This is a genomic window from Flavobacterium sp. WC2509 (assembly GCF_052683105.1).
Genome location: NZ_JBQZFG010000001.1, coordinates 3,674,935 through 3,696,310, shown reverse-complemented (window position 1 = coordinate 3,696,310; position 21,376 = coordinate 3,674,935). Strand labels below are relative to the sequence as shown.

Annotated in this window: 17 protein-coding genes and 1 tRNA gene; 6 read left to right on the top strand and 12 right to left on the bottom strand. The window is 33.1% G+C overall.

Annotated features, from left to right (window positions below; translation table 11 throughout):
* Positions 1-64: 64 nt before the first annotated feature.
* From ACUN3A_RS15520 to rocD, 6 genes are all read right to left on the bottom strand, one after another.
* Entirely contained in the window at positions 65-301 is a 237-nt protein-coding gene (locus ACUN3A_RS15520) for a MoaD/ThiS family protein (protein ID WP_445552193.1), read from the bottom strand.
* On the bottom strand, positions 298-1,113 hold the full coding sequence (gene cobA / locus ACUN3A_RS15515; RefSeq protein WP_445552192.1) for a uroporphyrinogen-III C-methyltransferase: 816 nt from the start codon (positions 1,111-1,113) through the stop codon (positions 298-300). Before cobA ends, ACUN3A_RS15520 begins: the two co-directional genes overlap by 4 nt.
* Before the next feature lie 371 nt (positions 1,114-1,484).
* On the bottom strand, positions 1,485-3,398 hold the full coding sequence (locus tag ACUN3A_RS15510) for a family 43 glycosylhydrolase (RefSeq protein WP_445552191.1): 1,914 nt from the start codon (positions 3,396-3,398) through the stop codon (positions 1,485-1,487).
* 18 nt (positions 3,399-3,416) lie between these two features.
* On the bottom strand, positions 3,417-4,475 hold the full coding sequence (locus tag ACUN3A_RS15505; protein ID WP_445552190.1) for a glycoside hydrolase family 43 protein: 1,059 nt from the start codon (positions 4,473-4,475) through the stop codon (positions 3,417-3,419).
* A gap of 11 nt (positions 4,476-4,486) precedes the next feature.
* Positions 4,487-5,482, bottom strand: a complete 996-nt coding sequence (locus tag ACUN3A_RS15500) for a family 43 glycosylhydrolase (protein ID WP_445552189.1) — start codon at positions 5,480-5,482, stop codon at positions 4,487-4,489.
* 337 nt (positions 5,483-5,819) lie between these two features.
* The gene (gene rocD / locus ACUN3A_RS15495; protein WP_445552188.1) at positions 5,820-7,070 is read right to left on the bottom strand and encodes an ornithine--oxo-acid transaminase; all 1,251 of its coding nucleotides are present in this window, start codon (positions 7,068-7,070) and stop codon (positions 5,820-5,822) included.
* Positions 7,071-7,305: 235 nt separating this feature from the next.
* Between rocD and ACUN3A_RS15490 the strand changes: the two genes are divergently transcribed.
* From ACUN3A_RS15490 to ACUN3A_RS15475, 4 genes are all read left to right on the top strand, one after another.
* Entirely contained in the window at positions 7,306-7,758 is a 453-nt protein-coding gene (locus ACUN3A_RS15490) for an Lrp/AsnC family transcriptional regulator (protein ID WP_445552187.1), read from the top strand.
* A gap of 172 nt (positions 7,759-7,930) precedes the next feature.
* Positions 7,931-8,704: a dienelactone hydrolase family protein gene (locus ACUN3A_RS15485; protein WP_445552186.1), complete on the top strand. Its 774-nt coding sequence runs from the start codon at positions 7,931-7,933 to the stop codon at positions 8,702-8,704.
* A gap of 28 nt (positions 8,705-8,732) precedes the next feature.
* Entirely contained in the window at positions 8,733-9,749 is a 1,017-nt protein-coding gene (locus ACUN3A_RS15480; protein WP_445552185.1) for a M28 family metallopeptidase, read from the top strand.
* A 247-nt stretch (positions 9,750-9,996) separates the two neighbouring features.
* Entirely contained in the window at positions 9,997-11,091 is a 1,095-nt protein-coding gene (locus ACUN3A_RS15475; RefSeq protein WP_445552184.1) for a PAS domain-containing sensor histidine kinase, read from the top strand.
* 211 nt (positions 11,092-11,302) lie between these two features.
* Here the strand turns inward: ACUN3A_RS15475 and ACUN3A_RS15470 are convergent, their stop codons facing one another.
* The 6 genes from ACUN3A_RS15470 to ACUN3A_RS15445 all read right to left on the bottom strand — a co-directional run bounded on the left by ACUN3A_RS15470 (position 11,303) and on the right by ACUN3A_RS15445 (position 15,762).
* Positions 11,303-11,632 carry a YegP family protein gene (locus tag ACUN3A_RS15470; protein WP_445552183.1) on the bottom strand — a complete coding sequence of 110 codons (330 nt, stop codon included), beginning with the start codon at positions 11,630-11,632 and terminating at the stop codon, positions 11,303-11,305.
* Positions 11,633-11,768: 136 nt separating this feature from the next.
* Entirely contained in the window at positions 11,769-13,130 is a 1,362-nt protein-coding gene (locus ACUN3A_RS15465) for a glycoside hydrolase family 27 protein (RefSeq protein ID WP_445552182.1), read from the bottom strand.
* Between the two features lie 139 nt (positions 13,131-13,269).
* A tRNA-His gene (locus ACUN3A_RS15460) sits at positions 13,270-13,343 on the bottom strand.
* Between the two features lie 73 nt (positions 13,344-13,416).
* Entirely contained in the window at positions 13,417-14,133 is a 717-nt protein-coding gene (bshB1, locus tag ACUN3A_RS15455) for a bacillithiol biosynthesis deacetylase BshB1 (RefSeq protein WP_445552181.1), read from the bottom strand.
* A gap of 144 nt (positions 14,134-14,277) precedes the next feature.
* Positions 14,278-15,339, bottom strand: coding sequence for an isochorismate synthase (locus ACUN3A_RS15450; protein ID WP_445552180.1), 1,062 nt, complete (start codon positions 15,337-15,339; stop codon positions 14,278-14,280).
* Entirely contained in the window at positions 15,340-15,762 is a 423-nt protein-coding gene (locus ACUN3A_RS15445; RefSeq protein WP_445552179.1) for a PaaI family thioesterase, read from the bottom strand. It lies immediately after the preceding gene.
* 219 nt (positions 15,763-15,981) lie between these two features.
* On the opposite strand from ACUN3A_RS15445, the gene ACUN3A_RS15440 reads away from it, so the two are divergent.
* Entirely contained in the window at positions 15,982-17,490 is a 1,509-nt protein-coding gene (locus ACUN3A_RS15440) for a hypothetical protein (protein WP_445552178.1), read from the top strand.
* A 209-nt stretch (positions 17,491-17,699) separates the two neighbouring features.
* Positions 17,700-21,356 (top strand): phosphoribosylformylglycinamidine synthase, encoded by a 3,657-nt coding sequence (gene purL / locus ACUN3A_RS15435; RefSeq protein ID WP_445552177.1) that lies wholly within the window; start codon positions 17,700-17,702, stop codon positions 21,354-21,356.
* The last annotated feature ends 20 nt before the right edge of the window (positions 21,357-21,376 follow it).

Genomic DNA, 21,376 nt, shown 5'->3' with positions numbered 1-21,376 from the left:
AAAATTAACTACAAATAACAATAATCCCAAAAAACAGGATTACTAATTTTAGTAATTTTAAAAATTATACGCCGACAAAAGCAGGCAGTAAAGAAACTGTATCGTTACTTTTTAAAATAGGATTGGAAAATTTATCAATTATTTTTTGATTAACAGCTACGCTAAATGGCAACTGATTCAGTCTATATTTTAGTTCTAATTCAGCCACTAATTGACTTAATTTCAAACCTGAAAAATAGATGTTTTCACCGCGAAGTTTGGTTCTTGCCACAAGAGCTCCAAAATATTTTATCTTAATCATAATACTATTTCATTTAGATTTTGCAAAATAAATTCCTCTTCAAGAGAAGAATCAAAAACCAATTCTTCCTCTATATATGAAGTTAGTGCCGAAGCATTTTTTACTACTTCCCCAATAATTATGATGGCTGGCGAAGACAATTCATTTTCTTTCACCAATGCTTCAATAGAACTAATAGTACCAATTACTTTCTTTTGAGTCGTTTTAGTTCCGTTTTGAATAATAGCAATAGGCAAATCATCAGTTCTATTATTTTGATACAAAGCGACAATTTCATCAAGCTTATTCATTCCCATCAAAATAACAACGGTAGCCGAAGATTGTGATGCCAAAGCAACATCCTTAGACAATTTATGCTCCGATGTAGTTCCAGTTATTACCCAAAAACTCTCGGCAACTCCTCTTTGTGTCAAACTAATTCCGTTGGAAGCAGGTACTCCCATTGCTGATGATATTCCAGGAACAATGGCTGTTTCTATTCCAAATTGACTTGCAAAATCTATTTCTTCACTTCCTCTTCCAAAAACAAAAGGATCTCCACCTTTGAGACGAACAACATGACCTTTACTTTTAGCCATAGCTACAATTAAATCATTGATTTGATCTTGGCTGTACGCATGACATCCAAATCGTTTTCCAACAAAAATAATTTCCGCTTGTTGTGCATATTGTAATAACTCTTCATTTACCAAGGCATCATACAAAACAACATCTGCACTTCCCAATGCTTTAATTGCTTTTAAGGTAATCAACTCTACATCACCAGGCCCCGCTCCTACTATTGTCAATTTTGGTTTATTTGCTTGTATCATGATTCAAAGTATTATGGATTCAACTCATTAATTGACTACGTATAAATACGTATACAAATATAAGTATTATTTCTAATAAGAATCCAAAAAAAATAAAATAATGCAAAAAATAAATATTTTAATAGAAAACAATTACAGAATACTATTTGAAGATAAGCCACTACGGACTTAAAGTATTCATTTTTAGACGACAGACATAAAATCAGCACAGTTAAAAACTTAAAAATAAACCGCAAATTCGCAAATTACATACTTAAAAGCATAAAATAATTTTCGAATTTGCGGTAAACATTTTTAAAACCTGAAAAGCAAATGCACTAAAACATAGTTTTACCTAAAATGTGAGACCAATAAAAATCATGTTATTTTAATCAATCTACTCCATTGGTAGTCATTATAATGGGTTTAATAGTACCATCAACATTATATTCTAATTTATCAATACAAACGGATCGACTATAACTGCTACCTCCGTTTTGCAAGCCTCCATTATGATAGATAAAATAAGGCTTCCCTTTAAAATCTAAAATAGCTTGATGATTAGTGTTACTGTTTCCTGCAATTTCATTTAAAATTCCTTTGTAAACATATGGACCTTCAATTTTGTCGGCCATAGCATAAGCAATTTTCTCAGGGAATCCACTAGCATAACTAAGGTAATATTTATTGTTTTTTTTATGTACCCAAGGAGCTTCAGTAAACTGTAATCCTTCAAAATCTATTTTCTTAATTTCGCCATCGATTTCAATCATATTCTTCTTGAGCTTTGCATAATAACAAACTCCATTTCCCCAAAAAATCCAAGCTTGTCCATCGTCATCAATGAAAACAGCAGGATCAATACAAGTCCATCCATGTGTGGAAGCAAAACAGTCTTTATTAGTTAACAAAGGCTTACCAATTGCATCTTTATAAGGTCCTTGTGGCTTGTCTGAAACGGCTACACCTATTCCAGAACCATTCGTACTGATATACCAATAATATTTACCATCTCTTTTAATGGTTTGACCCGCATAGGCATCATTTGTTTTATCCCATTTAAAATCTTCAATCTTTAAAGGCACAGGATACTCAGTCCAGTTTTTCAAATCGGTTGTAGAAAAAACGAGCCAATCTTTTAGTTTGTATCCTTTTTGTCCTCCTTCAAAATCATGTCCAGTAAATAACCACAAGGTGTCTTTTTCAACAAAAGCCGCAGGATCTGCAGTAAATTTATGTTTGATTATAGGATTGTCTTTTGCTTTAAAATGAAATAACCCATCTTCCGAAGTCAATAAACTTTGAGGCACACCACCCCATTTTTCTTGTAAACGTTTTGCTTCTTCTTTTGTAATGCCAATAATACTTCCGTGACGGGGAAAAAAATCTTTGGTAAATGATTCTGTTTTATCTGTAAAATGATATAAATCTTTACTACGCTGAAATTCATAACGCCCACTAGAATACAAATCATACATCAAAATATATTCATCGCTATTATCAAGTTTAAAAACAGAAGAACCTTCAACACCCGTTTTTTTATCCGCATAAAAATCTAAATACTCAAAACTTTCTATCCAAGGCCCTTGAAGTTTTTTACTAGTAGCTTGTTTTATACCATTTTTAATTTCTTTTCCACTTTCATCTTTCGTATTTCCTTTAAAAAACATATGATAGGTTCCATCTTTATAAATAATATCTCCATCAATCCCACCATCTTTTGGACTAAACATCAACGTTGGTTCCTTTTCAAAACCAGTAAAATCTTTATTGGCATAAGCACAGTAAAAATCAAGTTTCAGGTTGTCATAATAACGAACGGTAAAATATATTAAATACTTTTTTGCTTTAGTATCATAAAAAGTTTGTGGAGCCCATACCCATTTTATTTTTTTAAATTTTACCGGATACAATTTTTCTAAATCAATAACACTTGACTTCCAATCAATCAGATTATTTGATTTAAGCAATGTGATTCCAGGATTATAATCCCATCCATTTTTTTTAGTATTCATATCAGTGGCTACCATATAAAAACTATTGCCATCAGCCCCTCTAAGGATATGAGGATCACGAATTCCTCCTGTATTAGAAATATTTTTTGAAGGTATTACTGGTTCATTATTATTTAATGCTTTCCAATTTACAGCATCCTCGCTTACTGCAAAACGCAATTGTTCTTGCTTTTCAGCAGGTCCTTTACCTTCAAAGTAAGCAAATAAATACCCTTTAAAATCTTTATTTTGAGCCTTTAAACCTGTAACACCCAATATTATAAACAATACTATTTTAAGTAACGATTTCATCTCTATTAAATTTTATTTTTAATTTTTAAATTGTAAATCCATTCCCCAATGTTTCGCTAAACGAAGGGCTTCCTCTTTTGTCAAAGAAATAACGGCAGCATGTTTTGGAGATGAAAAATTAGTAGCTTTCATAACTCCTTCATTAAAATGTCCTAAATCTTTAAAACTCTTGAAATCGGTAGTTTCCATAAAGCCAAAATTATGTGGTTTGATTCCATAAATATCATACACCAATATCCAGCGGTTTTCATCATTAATTTTCCAAATATGAGGCGCTTCACAAGCTTTTGGCTCGGGATCTATCCATGTATCATTAAACACATAATCGGCATTAATTTTATTAGATACAGCTTGTTTAATCCCAGGAGTTCCATCATGTGGCGTATAAAACATGTGGTATTGATCATTTACTTTTGTAATATCTGCATCTATATAAGAAATGTCTTTAGGATACTGAAAAAGTAATTTTGGAAGTGATAGTAATTTATTAAAATCATCATTTACATAGCTGTAATACAATTGATTCTTACCATTTTTAAAACGCATGGTATAATAAATCATTAGCTTTTTTTCTTTATCATCATAAGTCACTTCGGGAGCCCAAGCACAACCAATTTCTTCAAAACCAGGAAAAGCCTGATCCACTCGAACTCTTGTAACTGACCAATTTATTAAATTCTTCGATTTCATTAAAACAAAACCTCTGTTATTGCCCCAGCCATAATCATCTGAACGCTCCCATTGTGTTTTACGCAACCCTTTTTCTTTTCCAAAAATATGTAAATCTGTCATTGACAAATAAAAAGTTCCATCAGATCCTCTAAAAATATGCGGATCGCGAATTCCTTTTTGTTCAGCAATTGTATCTCCAGCAATTACTGCTTTACCTTTATTTACATCAGTAAAACTTTTGGCATCCGTACTTATAGCCATGTGTAAACTATGATCGTCATCCTTAAAATAAACCATTAAATAAGCAGCATATTTTAATGTCTTATTTTGCTTTGATGTAGCACAGGAAAATATAAAAGCGGTCATCAAAAGTAAAAGCAGACACTTTAAAAAATTATTTCTCATGAAATTTTCTTTTAAAGAGTTGGAACTACAGATTTGATACTTCCATCTTCATTAAACTCCAATTTATCAATACATACTTCTCTATAATAACCCGCCGCTTTACCCATCGTAATACCATTTGGACGCGTAAAACGATGGTATATGATATACCAAGTATCGGTATTAGGAATTTGCAAAATACAATTATGACCTGTACCATAAATACCTATTTCAGACTTTTTTTCTATAACTATATTGTTTTCAATACTGTTTAAAATACCTGTTGGAGAATCTGATGTGGCATATCGTACACGATAATTTGGACTTCTTGTATCATCTTCTGACCATAAAAAATAATACTTCCCTTTTCTAAAAAACACCTCAGTTCCTTCACGAAAAGTCTTTCCTGGATTTAATAATTTTAAGGTATTTGGTTTAATAGAAATCATATCATCATTCAATTCAACACAAGCCATGTGTCCATTTCCCCAATACAAATAGCTTTTACCCGAAACTGGATCTGTAAAAACATCTGGATCAATTTCCTGTCCCCCTTTAGTACCTTCTGGCCTTTGAGAAATTAAAGGTTTTCCTGAATCTATAAATGGTCCCGTTGGATTATCAGAAACGGCTACCCCAATTTTTTTCTCAGCTGTAAAATAATAAAAGTACTTATACTTGCCGTTAATCTTTTTTTCAACAGCAGTTGGTGCCCATGCATTATTATCAGCCCAACTAACATCTTTTTTTAAATCTAAAATAACACCTTCGTCTTTCCAATGTATCAAATCCTTAGAAGAAAATGTTTTGAAATAAGTTCCAGTCCAATCTACAAAACCATCGCTTGTTGGATAAATGTAATATTTCTTTGTTTTATGAGAATATAGAACTTCTGGATCTGCATAGTAACCAGCTAATATTGGGTTTTTATCCTTTTTTGGTGTATCCTTTTTTGATTTACATGAAAATAAAAAAACTAAGATTAGTAAAAAGGATAATGGAATGTAAAATGACTTTATTGGTTTCATAATTAAAATTTACTTGGTTTAGATAAAGTGCCTTATTACTTTGAATACAAAAAGGCAACTATATTAAATGTAAAAAATACACTTTTCAAATATAGTACTTTTATTTTATAAAATGGATTGTTAAATCATTTTTGCAGAAGTCGCAATTATCGCATAAAAAAAACAGCCTTAAAGTTAAATAAACTTTAAGGCTGTTTGTATTAAATTCGATTGTGAATTATTAATTCATCTCCCAACAAATCTGCCAAAGGCAAGTGCTCAACATTTTTTCTAGTTAGTAAGATCAAAAGAAAACTAAATAAACTCAGAATCTCAGTGACTTAGTAACTTAGCAAATTTATTTAAAATCATTTAAAGCTTTTTCAATAATAACAAGGCATTCTTGAATTTGAGTTTCGGTAATTACTAATGGCGGTGCAAAACGTATTTTGTTACCATGAGTTGGTTTTGCTAATAATCCGTAATGGCTGAAACGAAGACAAATATCCCAAGCCAAATCTGATTCTTCACCACAATTAATTACGATAGCATTAAGCAATCCTTTTCCTCGAACCAACTCTATTAATGGATTACGCCCGGCAATTTCATTCAGTCCTTTTCTTAAAAGCAATCCCAGTTTTTCTGCATTCTCAGATAAATTCTCCTCACGCACCACTTCAAGAGCCGCAACAGCAACAGCAGCTGCAATTGGATTCCCTCCAAAAGTAGAACCGTGTTGCCCAGGTTTGATGACATTCATAATTTCATTATTAGCCAAAACAGCCGATACTGGATAAACTCCACCCGAAATGGCTTTACCTAAAATCAAAATATCTGGTTGTACATTTTCATGATGCACCGCCAATAATTTACCCGTTCTGGCAATTCCTGTCTGAACCTCATCGGCAATAAACAAAACATTATGTGCTTCGCAAAGTGCTTTGGCTTTCGCCAAATATCCTTCGGTTGGAACATAAACTCCAGCCTCTCCTTGAATAGGTTCTACCAAAAATCCAGCAATATTATTTGATGATTTCAAGACATTTTCTAAAGCATCAATATCATCATAAGGTATTTTTATAAAACCTTCGGTAAAAGGTCCAAAACTTTTTCGTGCACTTTCATCATTTGAAAAAGAAATAATAGTAGTGGTTCTTCCATGAAAATTATTTTCACAAACAATAACCTGAGCTTGATTTTCAGGAATTCCTTTCACTTCATACGACCATTTTCTACATAATTTCAAAGCAGTTTCTACAGCTTCTGCCCCAGTATTCATTGGTAATACTTTATCAAAACCAAAATAATTGGTTATATATTCTTCATAAACTCCCAATTGATCATTATAAAAAGCACGCGAAGTCAATGTTAGTTTCTGTGCTTGTTCGATCATTGCTCCAACAATTTTTGGATGACAATGACCTTGATTTACGGCAGAATAAGCCGATAAAAAATCAAAATATCTTTTACCTTCAACATCCCATACAAAGACACCTTCTCCTTTTTCTAAAACAACGGGTAATGGATGATAATTATGAGCGCCGTATTTATTCTCTTTTTCAATTAAAATTTCAGATTTTAAAGAAAGGTTCTGTGCTGTACGTTCCATTATTTATAAATTTATTAAAATACTAATACAAAAGTACAAAATGTTTTTTATCAATCAAATAAAAAGCTAAATTTGACTTTTAAAATCATTTTTTTAAAAAATATAGATTTATTTATAACAAAAATAAGTCATGTTGTTATTTTAATAGTTCTTGAGATACTCAACAAGAAAAACAAATAAAAAACAGTTACTTTTATCCCAAAAAAAAGTGATTTTAACTTTAAAAAAGGAGAATATGGACATATTAGATGAATTTGACATCAATATCATAAAAGAATTGGAAAAAGACGGAAGAATGGCATTTTCTGCAATAGCCAATAATCTCAAGATTTCAAATACTATGGTGCACCAACGCATCAATAGATTGATAGAACAAGGAATCATATCAGGAATTAAACCCGTTTTAAACGAAAAAAAAATAGGATATGACTGGGCAACATTTACTGGAATTACCTTAAAAAAAGACCAGGATTCTGCCAAAGTTATCGAAGCACTTAAGGCAATCCCCGAAATAACTGAATGTTATTACATCACAGGTTCTTTTACCCTTTATATAAAAATGATTGCGAAAGACCATGAACACATGAGACGTTTGCTTTATGAAAAAATCGATTCTATTCCTGGAATTTCTAAGACCGAATCTTTAATAGAACTAGGCTGTGCTTTCAAAAGAAATATCAATTTATAAATATTTAATGAATAAATAAAAAGAAGTAAAAATATAAACCAAAGCTTACAGTCTTATGTTTTAAAAAATCATTTGATATAGCTGCTTCAAAAATACCAAAACCTCAAAATATTTTTTTTTGAGGTTTTTTTTATATCAATTAATTATTCAGATATTTGTAAAAAACAGAGCCATGAAAAACTTAAAATTTCTAATTTGGGGTGCATTATTTATTGCAATTCAATCATTTGCACAATTAAAACCTGTACAATACAAAGACGGAAATCAGATACTTAATGGTTTTGAAATCAGCCCTGTAAAAAAGAACAGTCAAAAACCTGGTATTTTAATTTTACCCGCTTGGAGAGGAATTGATAAACTATCCAAAGACACTGCCGAGAGTCTGTCAAAATTAGGTTACTATGCCTTTATCGCTGATATTTATGGTGAAGGAAATTACCCAAAAGATAATGGCGAAGCTGGAAAAATTGCAGGATTTTACAAAAAAAACTTTGAAGCCTATCAAAAACGAATTTCCTTGGCTTTAGAACAACTAATTGCCGCTGGAGCCCATCCTGATAATATTGTCGTTATTGGCTATTGTTTTGGAGGAACTGGTGCTCTTGAAGCTGCTCGTGGTCACTTGAATGTAAAAGGAGTAGTTTCTTTTCATGGCGGTTTAGGAAAAGATGTTTTGAGACCAACAGAACCCATTACAGCAAAAATATTAGTTTGTCATGGTGCTGACGATCCTTATGAACCAATTGAAGAAATCACAAGCTTTCAAAAAGAAATGCGGGATACAAAAGCCGATTGGCAAATGATATATTATGCTAATGCGGTTCATTCTTTTACCAATCCTGAGTCAGGCACAGACAATTCAAAAGGAGCTGCTTATAATGAATTAGCAGCCAAACGGTCTTTTGAACATTTAAAAATATTTTTAAACGAAGTATTAAAAAAATAAAACATTAATTAAACGCCACCATCTCTAAATGAAAAAAGCCTTAATCCTTCTTATAGGTATCACGACTCTTACAGGTTTTGCACAAAAAAAAGCTGTTAACAACGATGACCCTACAAAGTTCATGAATAGTATAACAGCCGAAAAATTAAAAACCAGACTCACAATCATTGCTTCAGACGAAATGGAAGGCCGCGATACTGGATCTAAAGGACAAAAAAAAGCTGGCGAATACCTTATTAATCAATACAAAAAAAGTAAAATATCCTATCCAAAAGGAGCAACTGATTATTACCAACCTATTCCTGCGGCTTATTTAAATGCCAAGCGCAATCAAAACCTACCCGATTCAGAGAATATTTGGGCGTATATCGAAGGTTCTGAAAAACCAGATGAAGTCCTTGTTATTTCGGCACATTACGACCATGTGGGTATAAAAAATGGAGAAGTTTATAATGGTGCTGATGATGATGGATCTGGAACAGTAGCGGTTCTACAAATTGCAGAAGCTTTCCAAAAAGCCAAAAAAGAAGGTCACGGACCAAAACGCTCCATACTTTTTCTTCATGTAACAGGAGAAGAACACGGTTTACACGGATCACGTTTTTACTCTGAACATCCATTATTTCCTATCGCTAATACAATAGCAGATATCAATATCGACATGATAGGTCGTCGTGATTTTGATCATCCTGACACTAATAATTATGTATATGTAATTGGTGCCGATAGATTATCTAGTGACTTACATAATATTACCGTTGCACAAAACAATAAATATACCAAACTAGACTTGGATTTCAAATTTAACGACCCAAAAGATCCTAATCATTTCTACGAGCGCTCTGATCATTACAATTTCGCCAAATATGGAATACCTGCTGTATTTTTGTTTAATGGAGTACATGCCGATTACCACAGAAAAACAGATGAAGTTGATAAAATAGAATTTGATGCCTTGGCCAAAAGAGCACAATTAGCATTTGTAATCGCTTGGGATTTGGCTAATAGACCCGAAAGAATTGTAGTCGATAAATTAACAAAATAACACTTAGTAAAAAGGAGCTTTGAAGAAATTCAAAGCTCCTTTTTTAACATCTATTCCCAAAAAACATTCATCAAATCAAAACTATGTAAATTTATTTGGAGTTCTGCTAAACGATATGTACATTAGTCTCAATCGTACTTTATATTGATTTAGCAACCCAATAATAAAACACAAGATTCTTCAATAATTCTTTTTCATATATTGGCACAAGCAAGAACTGAAAAATAAATAATTGCAATACATGACAATGACAAAAAATCATAATTCAATTCCAAATTCAGACAACAAATACATCTTTGAACATTTTTTCGAATTATCTGGTGATTTGTTATGTATTGCAGGATTCGATGGCTTTTTTAGAAAAATTAATCCAGCTGTTTCTAAATTATTAGGTTATACAAATGAAGAATTACTTTCGAAACCTATTAGTGAATTCCAGTTTATTGATGACCGGGAATACACCTCAAAATCAAGAGAAAAAGTACTCGAAAACCACCCGCTTTTCAATTTCGAAAATCGATACGTAACCAAAAGTGGTGAAATTGTATGGTTATCATGGACATCAATGCCTATACCTGACGAAAAATTAGTTTATGCAGTTGCTAAAAACGTCACACATCGCAAAAAACAGGAAGACGAGCGAAATCTTTTGCTCACAAAATTCACAAAAATTAACAACCACTTCAAGAAATTAAGCTATACCACCTCTCACGATTTAAGATCACCTGTAAATAATTTACTTGCTATTTTTACGCTTATAGATGATTCTAAAATTGAAGATCCTGAAACACTAAAGCTTATAGAAATGTTGAAATTGATAACCGAAAGTTTAAAACAATCGCTAAACGATTATGTAGATGTTTTAATTCAGGAAGATCACACAATAGCCCAGATTGAAGAAATAGATTTTACAGAATCTCTCAATACAGTTATTTTTTCGGTAAATTCATTGATTCAAACCTCCAATGCCGTCATCAATATTGACTTTTCTCAGCTAAAAAAAATTAATTTCAATAGAACTTATTTAGAAAGTATATTTTTAAATTTAATAACCAATTCGATTAAATACTCAAGGCCTGGCTGTTCACCGATTATTTCAATCTATTCCAGAAAAACTGATGGCATAAATCAATTGATTTTTTCTGATAACGGACTTGGTTTTGACATGAATATTGCAAAAGATAAAATTTTTGATTTGCACCAAAAATTCAACAATCACATTGACAGTAAAGGAATCGGTCTTTATTTAGTAAACAATCACATTACCAGCTTAGGAGGAAAAATTGATGTGGAGAGTAAAATTAACGAAGGAACAACATTTACTATTTCATTTAAAAAATAATATCATTTAGATATATACAGAAGTCTATTTCTTTTGTCAAATCAAGCGCAGTCGAGATTCAATAGTGGTTCTCGACTGCGCTTGATTTGACAATAAAACCATTTTTCATATCTAAATGATACAATTACCCCCATCACAATAAATAAAAACAAAAATTTACTACACAAAAAAAGCCTCAATCTCTTGAGGCTTTTATCATTTTATTATCGTTTTACAAATCTTCTTTCACATCAGCATCAGGTGCATTTTTCTTAACAGATTCAATTCCATTATCTCTTGCTGTTACTGATTCATATATTTCACTATTCCCAATAATTTGACCATTAGCCGCTTTTAAATTAAAATAGGGTTTTCCGTTTTTTGCTTCTAATTTTTCATATCGAGCATCATCTTGTGAATTTTTCCTAACCGATTCGATTCCGTTTTCACAAGCTGCTTTAGTAGTATAGCCCTCACTTGCCAAAATAACCTGACCATTTCCTGCCTTTAATACAAATTGAAATTCATCACTTTTTCTTTTACTAATCAAAAATGTCCCCATAGATTTTTAAGTATTGTTAATTTATAAATAGTTAAAATAGTCAAGAATTACATATCTCTAATAAAAATACAAAAAAATTAGTTCTGAATTCAAAAAAACAAACAGCCTAACCTTAAAATGATAAAAAAAGGATTTCTTATTTTTTACTTTTCAATTTATACAAAACCGAAGCATGTGCCTTTAACGATACCGACACTTCATTTGAAGTTGGAGCAATTTTCATCCCAGTCCACATATCTGTTATTTCTGCAGCCTTAATTCCTAAGTCTGCAAAAGATACTGACACTTTTTCAGCATCTATGTTAGATATATTAAACAATGCCAAGTAAATGCTACCGTCTTTTTTATTTCTCGAAGTAATCGCTACTTTTCCATCTTTTTGAAAAATCTGTTTTACATCAGTACTTTCACGGTGCATTTTCAAGACTTCTTTATTAGTCAATAATGATAATACAAAAGCATCATTACTTGGTAAATCTCCTCCAAAAAACAGTGGTGATTTAAAGATATTAAAAAAGGTCATCAAAGTATATTGTTCGTCTTTCGTTAAACGAGACATACGATCTTTTCCACGTTCTCCTCTTAACGAAATTCTCCCTAATGGAATCATATCGCAATCTGGCCATGTACCTGGAGCAATGTAAGGATACCATTTTTGAGCAACTTCCATCAAGTGTGTAATATGTGGCCAAGTATCCCAAACATCATCAACCATACGCCACATATTGGCATGTGTAGTTACGTGAGCAGCAGCCGAAATTGGAGTTTCACCAGGAGAAGTACTCAAAACAATTTTGCGCCCGCATTTATCAATTGCATTTCTAATCAAGTTGATTTCTGCTTCATGATAAGGTCTTGACAAATCATCAATTTTTATAAAATCTATCCCCCATTGAGCATACAATTCGAATAATGAATTATAATATTCTTGTGCGCCCGGTTTATCTGCTAAAATAGTGTAATTATCTTTTAACCATTCGCATTGCAAATCGGTAGTAAAAATTTGATCGGCTGTAACACCGTTAGCTCCTTTAATCGGTAATTTTTCTTGCACCGCTTTCTTAGGAACACCGCGCATGATGTGTATTCCAAATTTCAATCCTTTTTTATGAATATAATCTGCTAAAGGTTTAAATCCTTGTCCGTCTTTTGCAGAAGGGAATCTATTTAAGGCTGGCAAATATCTTCCATATTGATCCATTACATAACGTGGATCTTTCTGATTGTATCCTCCTGCTTTATCATTTTCTACAAACCATCTAATATCTACAACAATATATTCCCAACCAGAAGCTTTTAAGTTCTTAGCCATATAGTCAGCATTGGCTTTAACTTCATGTTCTTCAACAGTAGAACCGTAACAATCCCAACTGTTCCATCCCATTGGTGGCGTTTGAGCCCATTGCTTAAATTCTGATTTATTGAAAGTAGTTGTCTGAGCGACCGAACCAAGCGATATCAGAACTACTCCAATAGTTAGAGAAAAAAGGTTTTTCATTTTCATTGCTTTGGATTTAATTAGTGTGTATTTTACATTTAATTTCAAATATAGTCAATACTTCTTAAATACCAATTTTTGAAACGAAAGTTTATTCCACAAAAAAAGCCTCGAATTTCTTCGAAGCTTTTGCAATCTGGGTGGCTGACCGGGTTCGAACCGGCGACCCTCGGCACCACAAACCAATACTCTAACCAGCTGAGCTACAACCACCATTTTTGACGAGTGCAAAGATACGACTAAAAATCACTTTTGCAAATTAAAAATTAAAAAAAATTAAACAATTTTACTTCAAATCCCCTAAACTATTGACAACCAAATATCTTTCAACTGTAAAACCTTCGGCATGTTCTACACCAGTTAGCCTTCCTAAGTCTCTCGAACGGTAATTCAGGCTTTCTAAGAAGTTTTTACTTGATATTGGCGACTCTGGTTCTTTCGAATTTGGGTCATAAAATTGAGAACCATAGGCTAAAATCGCTTTTATCTTAGTCTCTGTAAATCCTGTTATATCCACAACAAAATCTGGTTCTATGTTTTTCCACTGCATATAATGATACACTAATTTAGGTCTCCATGCCTTTTGAATTTCACCTTCAAGGGTCGTTTCAATTCGCATCAAGCCAGATAAAAAACAAGCATCCGAAACTAATTTACTTCCTTTTGCATGATCAATATGTCTATCGTCTATCGCATTACACAAAACAATTTCGGGTTGGTATTTCCTAATCATTTTTATAATCTCCAATTGATGCTTTTCGTCATTTACAAAAAAACCATCTCGCATATTTAAATTTTCCCGAACAGAAACTCCCAAAATTTCGGCAGCAGCAGCAGCTTCTTGATCTCGAATCTCCGCAGAACCACGGGTTCCTAACTCTCCTCTTGTTAAATCAATAATCCCAACTGTTTTCCCCAGAGAAATCTCTTTCAAAATAGTTCCCGAACACCCTAACTCTACGTCATCTGGATGTGCTCCAAATGCTAATATATCTAATTTCATCTATGTGATAATTTTTATTTTTAATAATTTCAATGGCAAATTCAATAGCAATTTCAATGGTAATAGATAAATCTAAAATTAATCAAATCCTATATTTCTATTTTTTTTATTGCCATTGAAATTGCTATTGATATTGAATCTTTTCTATTCAAAAGCCCTCTTCATCGTCATCGACTTATTGACACTTTCTATCCATTCATTTTCTGGAATACTATCTTTGGTAATCCCACATCCCATATACAAATGTGCTTGCGAATCTCGAATCTGCATGCATCGCAAATTAACAAATAGACTTGAACTAACCGAATCGGTGGCAAAACTTGTATTCAATTCACCCAAAAATCCAGTATAAAAAGTTCTATCGTAATTTTCATTTTCTACAATAAAAGCTTTCGAAACTTCTTTTGGCAATCCACAAACTGCTGGAGTTGGATGTAATAAATCAACGACTTGTTTTAAACTGAAACCCGAATTTAAAACACCCCAAATATCCGTTTTTAAGTGCCAAACACTTCCCGCTTTAAGACTATAAGGTTCGGTAACTGAAACTTCCAAAGTAACTTCTCGCAATTGATCTACAATATAATCCGTCACAAATTGTTGCTCTTCCTTTTCTTTCTTTTCCCAAACAATTTCCTCCGAGCCATAATCTTTTTGCGTCCCCGCCAAAGCCATTGTTTCAAAAACATTGACATTGGCTTTTACCAATTGCTCAGGTGTAGCTCCTAACCAAATTCCAACTTTGGGATGATAATAACAATACACGAAAGTGTTGGGATACAATTGCACCAATTTTTCAAAAGTGGCAACCAAATCAAAATTTTCCAGTTCAATTATTTCTTTGCGGGAAAGAACGACTTTCTTGAATTCTTGATTTTCTATAGCTTGAATCCCTTTTTTAACTAATTTTTCAAAATTAATTCTATCCGACTCATTGTGAAGTTTCTCTTTTTTTTCAAAGACATCAGCTTCTCCTTTTTCTCTAATTATGCCTATTATTTCCGATTCCTTTTCGGGAATTAAATGAATCCTTTTTCCATCAAAAGAAGCAAATACAAATCCTTTTTCGGTAAAATCAACCACATTAAACAACGTATCATTTTGTTGAAACATTCCAATTATAGCATCCGAATGAGGTTTACAGTACAAAACAAAAGGCATTTCTTTCTGATATTGCTCACGCACTTTTTCAAAAAAATCACTCATTTATTTACTCTCTTTAGTCAAAACCATATTCGTTAATTTGCACAGCGAAACTAAATTTCCAGCTTCATCCGTTATTTTAATTTCCCAAAGATGAATACTTCGTCCCTTATGAATAATTCGGGCAGTTCCAAAAACAACACCTTCACGGATACTTTTTAAATGATTGGCCGAAATTTCAATACCTCTCACCTCTTGGTTTTTATTATCAATATAAAAATGAGAAGCAGCACTCCCTACACTTTCTGCCAAAGCAACCGAAGCACCGCCGTGTAATAATCCCATTGGTTGATGAACTGAAGAGTCAACAGGCATTTTGGCTGTCAAAAACCCTTCGCCTGCATCTATAAACTCAATTTTCAGGGTTTCCATCAGAGTATTTTTAGAAAACGCATTGCAATATTCGAGTATTTGGTCTTTATCCATTTTATAAATTAATTTTAAAGAATGTAAAAATACGCTAATTTGATAATTCAAAAAAAGAAATAAATCGAATTCAAAATAATATAAGTACTCCTAAAGTAAAGTTGGTAAAGATTAAAATGATTCTCAACGAATAAAACATTTTGACCATTTTAATCTGTAACTATTTTTTTAACCTAAAAATCTAATTTATTCCTATTTTTACAAAAAAAATAAAACCAAATGCCTCGTATCACCTTACTTTTTCTTACTGGAATACTACTTACAATTTGTTCATGTCGAAGCGATTTTGAGACGGTAGCCAGTACAGGTGAGTTAAGTTTTTCAAAAGATACCGTATATTTAGACACGGTTTTCACTAATCTAACTTCCAGCACTTTTAATCTAAAAGTCTATAATCATTCTAAAAACGATATTAATATTCCGCTTATTAAATTCAATAAAGGACTTAACTCAAAATACAGAATGTCTATTGATGGAGTTCAGGGAAATCAAGGGAAAATATTCGAAAACGTTACCTTATTAGCCAAAGATAGTTTGTATATTTTTATTGAAACAACCGTTGAAAGTGGTACTACACCATCTGAATTTCTATACACCGATCAAATAGAATTTGACAGCGGAGCCAACCTTCAAAAAGTGGAACTGGTAACTTTAGTTAAAGATGCTATTCTATTATATCCCAACCGAAATACCGATGGGACCACAGAAACATTACAGATTGGTGATGAAAAAGTAAATGGTTTTTATTTAGACAAAAACGACCCTATTCATGGTAACGAATTGCATTTTACGAACAAAAAATCGTATGTTATTTATGGCTACGCAGCCGTTCCCGAAGGAGAAACAGTAATTTTCGATCCGGGTTCCCGAGTTTATTTTCATGCCAATTCTGGCCTTATTGTATCCAAAAATGCTTCCATACAAGTTAACGGAACCACATCAACAACCGAAAAACTAGAAAATGAAGTTGTTTTTAGCAGCGATCGTTTGCAACCCGATTTCGCTTTTATTCCTGGACAATGGGGAACGATTTGGTTACAAAATGGAAGTACTAACAATAAAATTCAAAACCTTACTATAAAAAACGCTACAGTTGGACTATTAGTCGACGGCAATAATGGAACAACTGTCTCCCTAAAGAATACTCAAATTTACAATTGTACTCATTATGGAATCCAAGCCAAAAATGCGATGATTAACGGAGAAAATATAGTTATCAATTACACAGGACAAGCGAGTTTGGCTTGTACTTATGGCGGAAATTACAAATTTACCCACAGTACTTTTAATAATAATTGGTCGAGTCCAGAACAATTAGCAGTTTATATTAGCAATTATATTAGTGGAGCTACACCAGAAACAAAAAATTTAACGGAAGCTACATTCAACAATTGCATCGTTTATGGCTCATTTTCAAACGAAATGATTTTGGATAAAAAACCAGAAGCAATTTTTAACTACCAATTCAACAATTGCCTGCTGAAATCTAACAAAACTAACGATCCTCTTTACCTATTTGAAACAGATCCGACACACTATAATTCAATTATTCTGAATAAAGACCCAAAATTCTTTAATCCAAATATCAATAATTTTAATATTGATAATACTTCTTCCGCTTTCGCAAAAGGGAATTCGGCTTATTTGATCCCATTAGATATTTTAGGAAATACGAGAACATTACCCCCAGATTTAGGAGCTTACCAAAACAAAGCGTTTCCGAAATAAATTGACATTAAAATTAAATTAACCGCAAATTACTTCACCTATTCGCTATCGCTCGGGTCGCAGATTTTCATCAATTACGCTTAATATAATTTGCGAATTTGCGGTGTTTGTTTAATTATTTGATTTTACCAAATAGTTTGCTTTTCACATTTGCTCTTACTATATATTTAAACTAAATTTGCACCGTTAAATACAACAAACTACAAACGATGATTCATTTCTTTGAAAACCAAAGCAAAACTGTTTTTGCCGTACAAACGCAAAACGAAATTTCGGCTCAAGACATTTCAAAACTCAACTGGCTTTTTGCCGATGCAAATAAAATAGAAAAATCCGCATTGACGGATTTTTTTGTTGGTCCTCGCGCAGCTATGATTACGCCTTGGAGTACAAATGCCGTTGAGATTACTCAAAATATGGGGATTTCTGGCATTATTAGAATCGAAGAATTTCAAAAGGTAACAGAAGATTTCTCTGATTTTGACCCTATGCTTTCTCAAAAATATACGGAGTTAAATCAAGATATTTATACGATTGACATTCAGCCAGAAGCTATTTTAGAAATTGATGATATTGCTGCTTACAACAAATCGGAAGGTTTGGCTTTAAGTACGGAAGAAGAAGATTATTTGAATAATTTAGCTATTAAATTAGGACGAAAACTAACGGACTCTGAGATTTTTGCTTTCTCACAAGCCAATTCTGAGCACTGTCGTCACAAAATTTTCAACGGAACTTTTGTAATTGATGGTGTAGAAAAAGAGACTTCTTTATTCAAATTAATCAAAAAAACATCTCAGGAAAATCCTAACGATATTGTTTCGGCTTACAAAGACAACGTTGCTTTTGTAAAAGGACCTAGAGTAGAACAATTTGCTCCAAAATCAGCAGACAAACCTGATTTTTACGAAGTAAAAGAATTTGATTCTGTAATTTCATTAAAAGCAGAAACACACAATTTCCCAACAACTGTAGAACCTTTCAACGGAGCTGCAACAGGTGCTGGAGGAGAAATTCGTGACCGTTTAGCAGGTGGACAAGGGTCATTACCATTAGCAGGAACAGCTGTTTACATGACTTCATATTCTCGTTTAGAGGAAAACAGACCTTGGGAAGATGCTGTAGCCGAAAGAAAATGGTTGTACCAAACACCAATGGATATTTTGATAAAAGCATCCAACGGAGCTTCAGATTTTGGAAATAAATTTGGACAACCGCTTATTACTGGTTCTGTTCTAACTTTCGAACACCAAGAAAACAACCGTAAAATTGGTTACGATAAAGTAATCATGCAAGCAGGTGGAATTGGTTTTGGAAAATTAGATCAAGCAATAAAAAAGAAACCACAAGAAGGCGACAAAATCGTTATCCTTGGTGGAGAAAATTATAGAATTGGAATGGGTGGTGCTGCAGTTTCTTCTGCAGATACTGGTGCTTTCGGTTCAGGAATCGAGTTGAATGCTATTCAACGTTCGAATCCAGAAATGCAAAAACGTGCTGCCAATGCCATTCGTGGTTTGGTAGAAAGCGATAATAATCCAATTGTTTCTATTCACGATCACGGTGCTGGTGGACACTTAAACTGTCTTTCGGAATTAGTGGAAGAAACTGGAGGTTTAATTGATTTGGATAAATTACCTGTGGGTGATCCAACGCTTTCAGCAAAAGAAATTATCGGTAACGAATCTCAGGAAAGAATGGGATTAGTTATTGGTCAAAAAGACATCGATACTTTACAACGCATTGCAGACAGAGAACGTTCTCCAATGTACCAAGTTGGTGATGTAACTGGTGACCACCGTTTTACATTCGAATCAAAATCAACTGGTGCTAAGCCAATGGATTATGCTTTGGAAGATTTCTTCGGAAGTTCACCAAAAACAATAATGAACGATACAACTATTGATTACAACTATGGCGCTTTAAACTATGATGCAAAAAATATTGCTACTTATTTAGAAGCTGTATTGCAATTAGAGGCTGTGGCTTGTAAAGACTGGTTAACAAATAAAGTTGACCGTTGTGTAGGTGGAAAAGTTGCTAAACAACAGTGTGCTGGACCATTGCAATTGCCACTGAACAACGTTGGTGTAATGGCTTTAGATTATAATGGTAGAGAAGGAATTGCAACCTCTATTGGTCACTCTCCTATTGCCTCTTTGATTGACCCGGTTGCAGGAACAAGAACTGCTATTGCCGAATCATTATCAAATATTGTTTGGGCTCCAATTAAAGACGGAATGAAAGGAATTTCATTATCTGCTAACTGGATGTGGGCTTGTAAAAACGCAGGTGAAGACGCTCGTTTATACGCTGCTGTTGAAGCTTGTTCTGATTTTGCAATCGAATTGGGAATCAACATTCCAACTGGAAAAGATTCACTTTCGATGAAACAAAAATATCCAAATGACGAAGTAATCGCACCGGGAACGGTAATTATTTCAGCTGGTGGAAATTGTACTGATATTAGAAAAGTAGTAGAACCTGTTTTACAAAAAGATGGTGGTTCTATTTATTATATCAATTTGTCCCAAGACGAATTCAAATTAGGAGGTTCTTCTTTTGCACAAATTCTAAATGCTATTGGAAACGAAACAGCAACCATTAAAGATGCTGTTTTCTTTAAAAATGCTTTTAATACCATTCAGGAATTAATTGGTGAAAACCAAATTCTAGCGGGTCACGATATCGGAAGCGGTGGTTTAATCACTACTTTACTTGAAATGTGTTTTGCTGATGTGAATTTGGGAGCTAAAATTGATTTCTCTGTTTTTGAAGAAAAAGACATTATCAAATATCTTTTTGCTGAAAACATAGCGGTAGTTTTCCAAGCTAATTCTGATGAAGCGGTTGAAGCTAAATTGAACGCTAACAATGTATCTTTCTTCAAATTAGGAAACGCAACAACTGAAGCTACTTTAGACTTTGGTCCTTGCAAATTAGACATTGCCAAATACAGAGACATTTGGTTTAAAACGTCTTTCTTATTAGACCAAAAACAATCTAAAAACGGAACAGCTCAAGCTCGTTTTGACAATTATAAAAATCAAGTTTTAAACTATACTTTCCCAACTCATTTTACAGGGAAAAAACCTGAAATTGACAATTCAAAACCAAGACCAAAAGCAGCAATTATCCGTGAAAAAGGAAGTAATTCTGAGCGTGAAATGGCGAATGCAATGTACTTAGCAGGTTTTGATGTAAAAGACGTTCACATGACCGATTTAATTTCTGGTCGTGAAACTTTAGAAGATATTCAGTTCATTGGAGCTGTTGGAGGTTTCTCTAACTCTGATGTTTTAGGTTCTGCAAAAGGTTGGGCTGGAGCATTCAAATACAACGAAAAAGCAAACACAGCTTTGAAAAATTTCTTCAAAAGAGAAGATACTTTATCTGTTGGAATTTGTAATGGTTGCCAATTGTTTATGGAATTGGAAGTAATCAATCCTGAGCATAAAGTTCACGGAAAAATGCTTCATAACGAAAGCCACAAACACGAAAGTATTTTTACATCGGTAACCATTCAAGAAAACAAATCGGTGATGTTGTCGACTTTGGCGGGAAGTACTCTTGGAGTTTGGGTTTCTCACGGTGAAGGAAAATTTAATTTACCAGAAGCTGAAGCAAACTACAACATCGTTGGAAAATACGGTTATGATAGTTATCCTGCAAATCCTAATGGTTCTGACTATAATACCGCTATGATGTGCGATACAACTGGTCGTCACTTGGTAATGATGCCTCACATTGAGCGTTCTACTTTCCAATGGAACTGGGCTAATTATCCAAAAGATAGAAATGACGAGGTTACGCCTTGGCATGAAGCTTTTGTAAATGCCAGAAAATGGATTGACAAAACTAAATAAGCTAAAAAATGCTTCCAGAA

Coding starts and splice junctions, on each gene's coding strand:
- ACUN3A_RS15490 (WP_445552187.1), top strand. CDS start 7,306: ATGGACATATTAGATGAATTTGACATCAATATCATAAAAGAATTGGAA.
- ACUN3A_RS15475 (WP_445552184.1), top strand. CDS start 9,997: ATGACAAAAAATCATAATTCAATTCCAAATTCAGACAACAAATACATC.
- cobA (WP_445552192.1), bottom strand. CDS start 1,113: ATGATACAAGCAAATAAACCAAAATTGACAATAGTAGGAGCGGGGCCT.
- ACUN3A_RS15450 (WP_445552180.1), bottom strand. CDS start 15,339: ATGAGTGATTTTTTTGAAAAAGTGCGTGAGCAATATCAGAAAGAAATG.
- bshB1 (WP_445552181.1), bottom strand. CDS start 14,133: ATGAAATTAGATATATTAGCATTTGGAGCACATCCAGATGACGTAGAG.
- ACUN3A_RS15505 (WP_445552190.1), bottom strand. CDS start 4,475: ATGAGAAATAATTTTTTAAAGTGTCTGCTTTTACTTTTGATGACCGCT.
- ACUN3A_RS15465 (WP_445552182.1), bottom strand. CDS start 13,130: ATGAAAAACCTTTTTTCTCTAACTATTGGAGTAGTTCTGATATCGCTT.
- ACUN3A_RS15445 (WP_445552179.1), bottom strand. CDS start 15,762: ATGGATAAAGACCAAATACTCGAATATTGCAATGCGTTTTCTAAAAAT.
- ACUN3A_RS15500 (WP_445552189.1), bottom strand. CDS start 5,482: ATGAAACCAATAAAGTCATTTTACATTCCATTATCCTTTTTACTAATC.
- ACUN3A_RS15520 (WP_445552193.1), bottom strand. CDS start 301: ATGATTAAGATAAAATATTTTGGAGCTCTTGTGGCAAGAACCAAACTT.
- ACUN3A_RS15440 (WP_445552178.1), top strand. CDS start 15,982: ATGCCTCGTATCACCTTACTTTTTCTTACTGGAATACTACTTACAATT.
- rocD (WP_445552188.1), bottom strand. CDS start 7,070: ATGGAACGTACAGCACAGAACCTTTCTTTAAAATCTGAAATTTTAATT.
- ACUN3A_RS15485 (WP_445552186.1), top strand. CDS start 7,931: ATGAAAAACTTAAAATTTCTAATTTGGGGTGCATTATTTATTGCAATT.
- ACUN3A_RS15480 (WP_445552185.1), top strand. CDS start 8,733: ATGAAAAAAGCCTTAATCCTTCTTATAGGTATCACGACTCTTACAGGT.
- ACUN3A_RS15510 (WP_445552191.1), bottom strand. CDS start 3,398: ATGAAATCGTTACTTAAAATAGTATTGTTTATAATATTGGGTGTTACA.
- purL (WP_445552177.1), top strand. CDS start 17,700: ATGATTCATTTCTTTGAAAACCAAAGCAAAACTGTTTTTGCCGTACAA.
- ACUN3A_RS15470 (WP_445552183.1), bottom strand. CDS start 11,632: ATGGGGACATTTTTGATTAGTAAAAGAAAAAGTGATGAATTTCAATTT.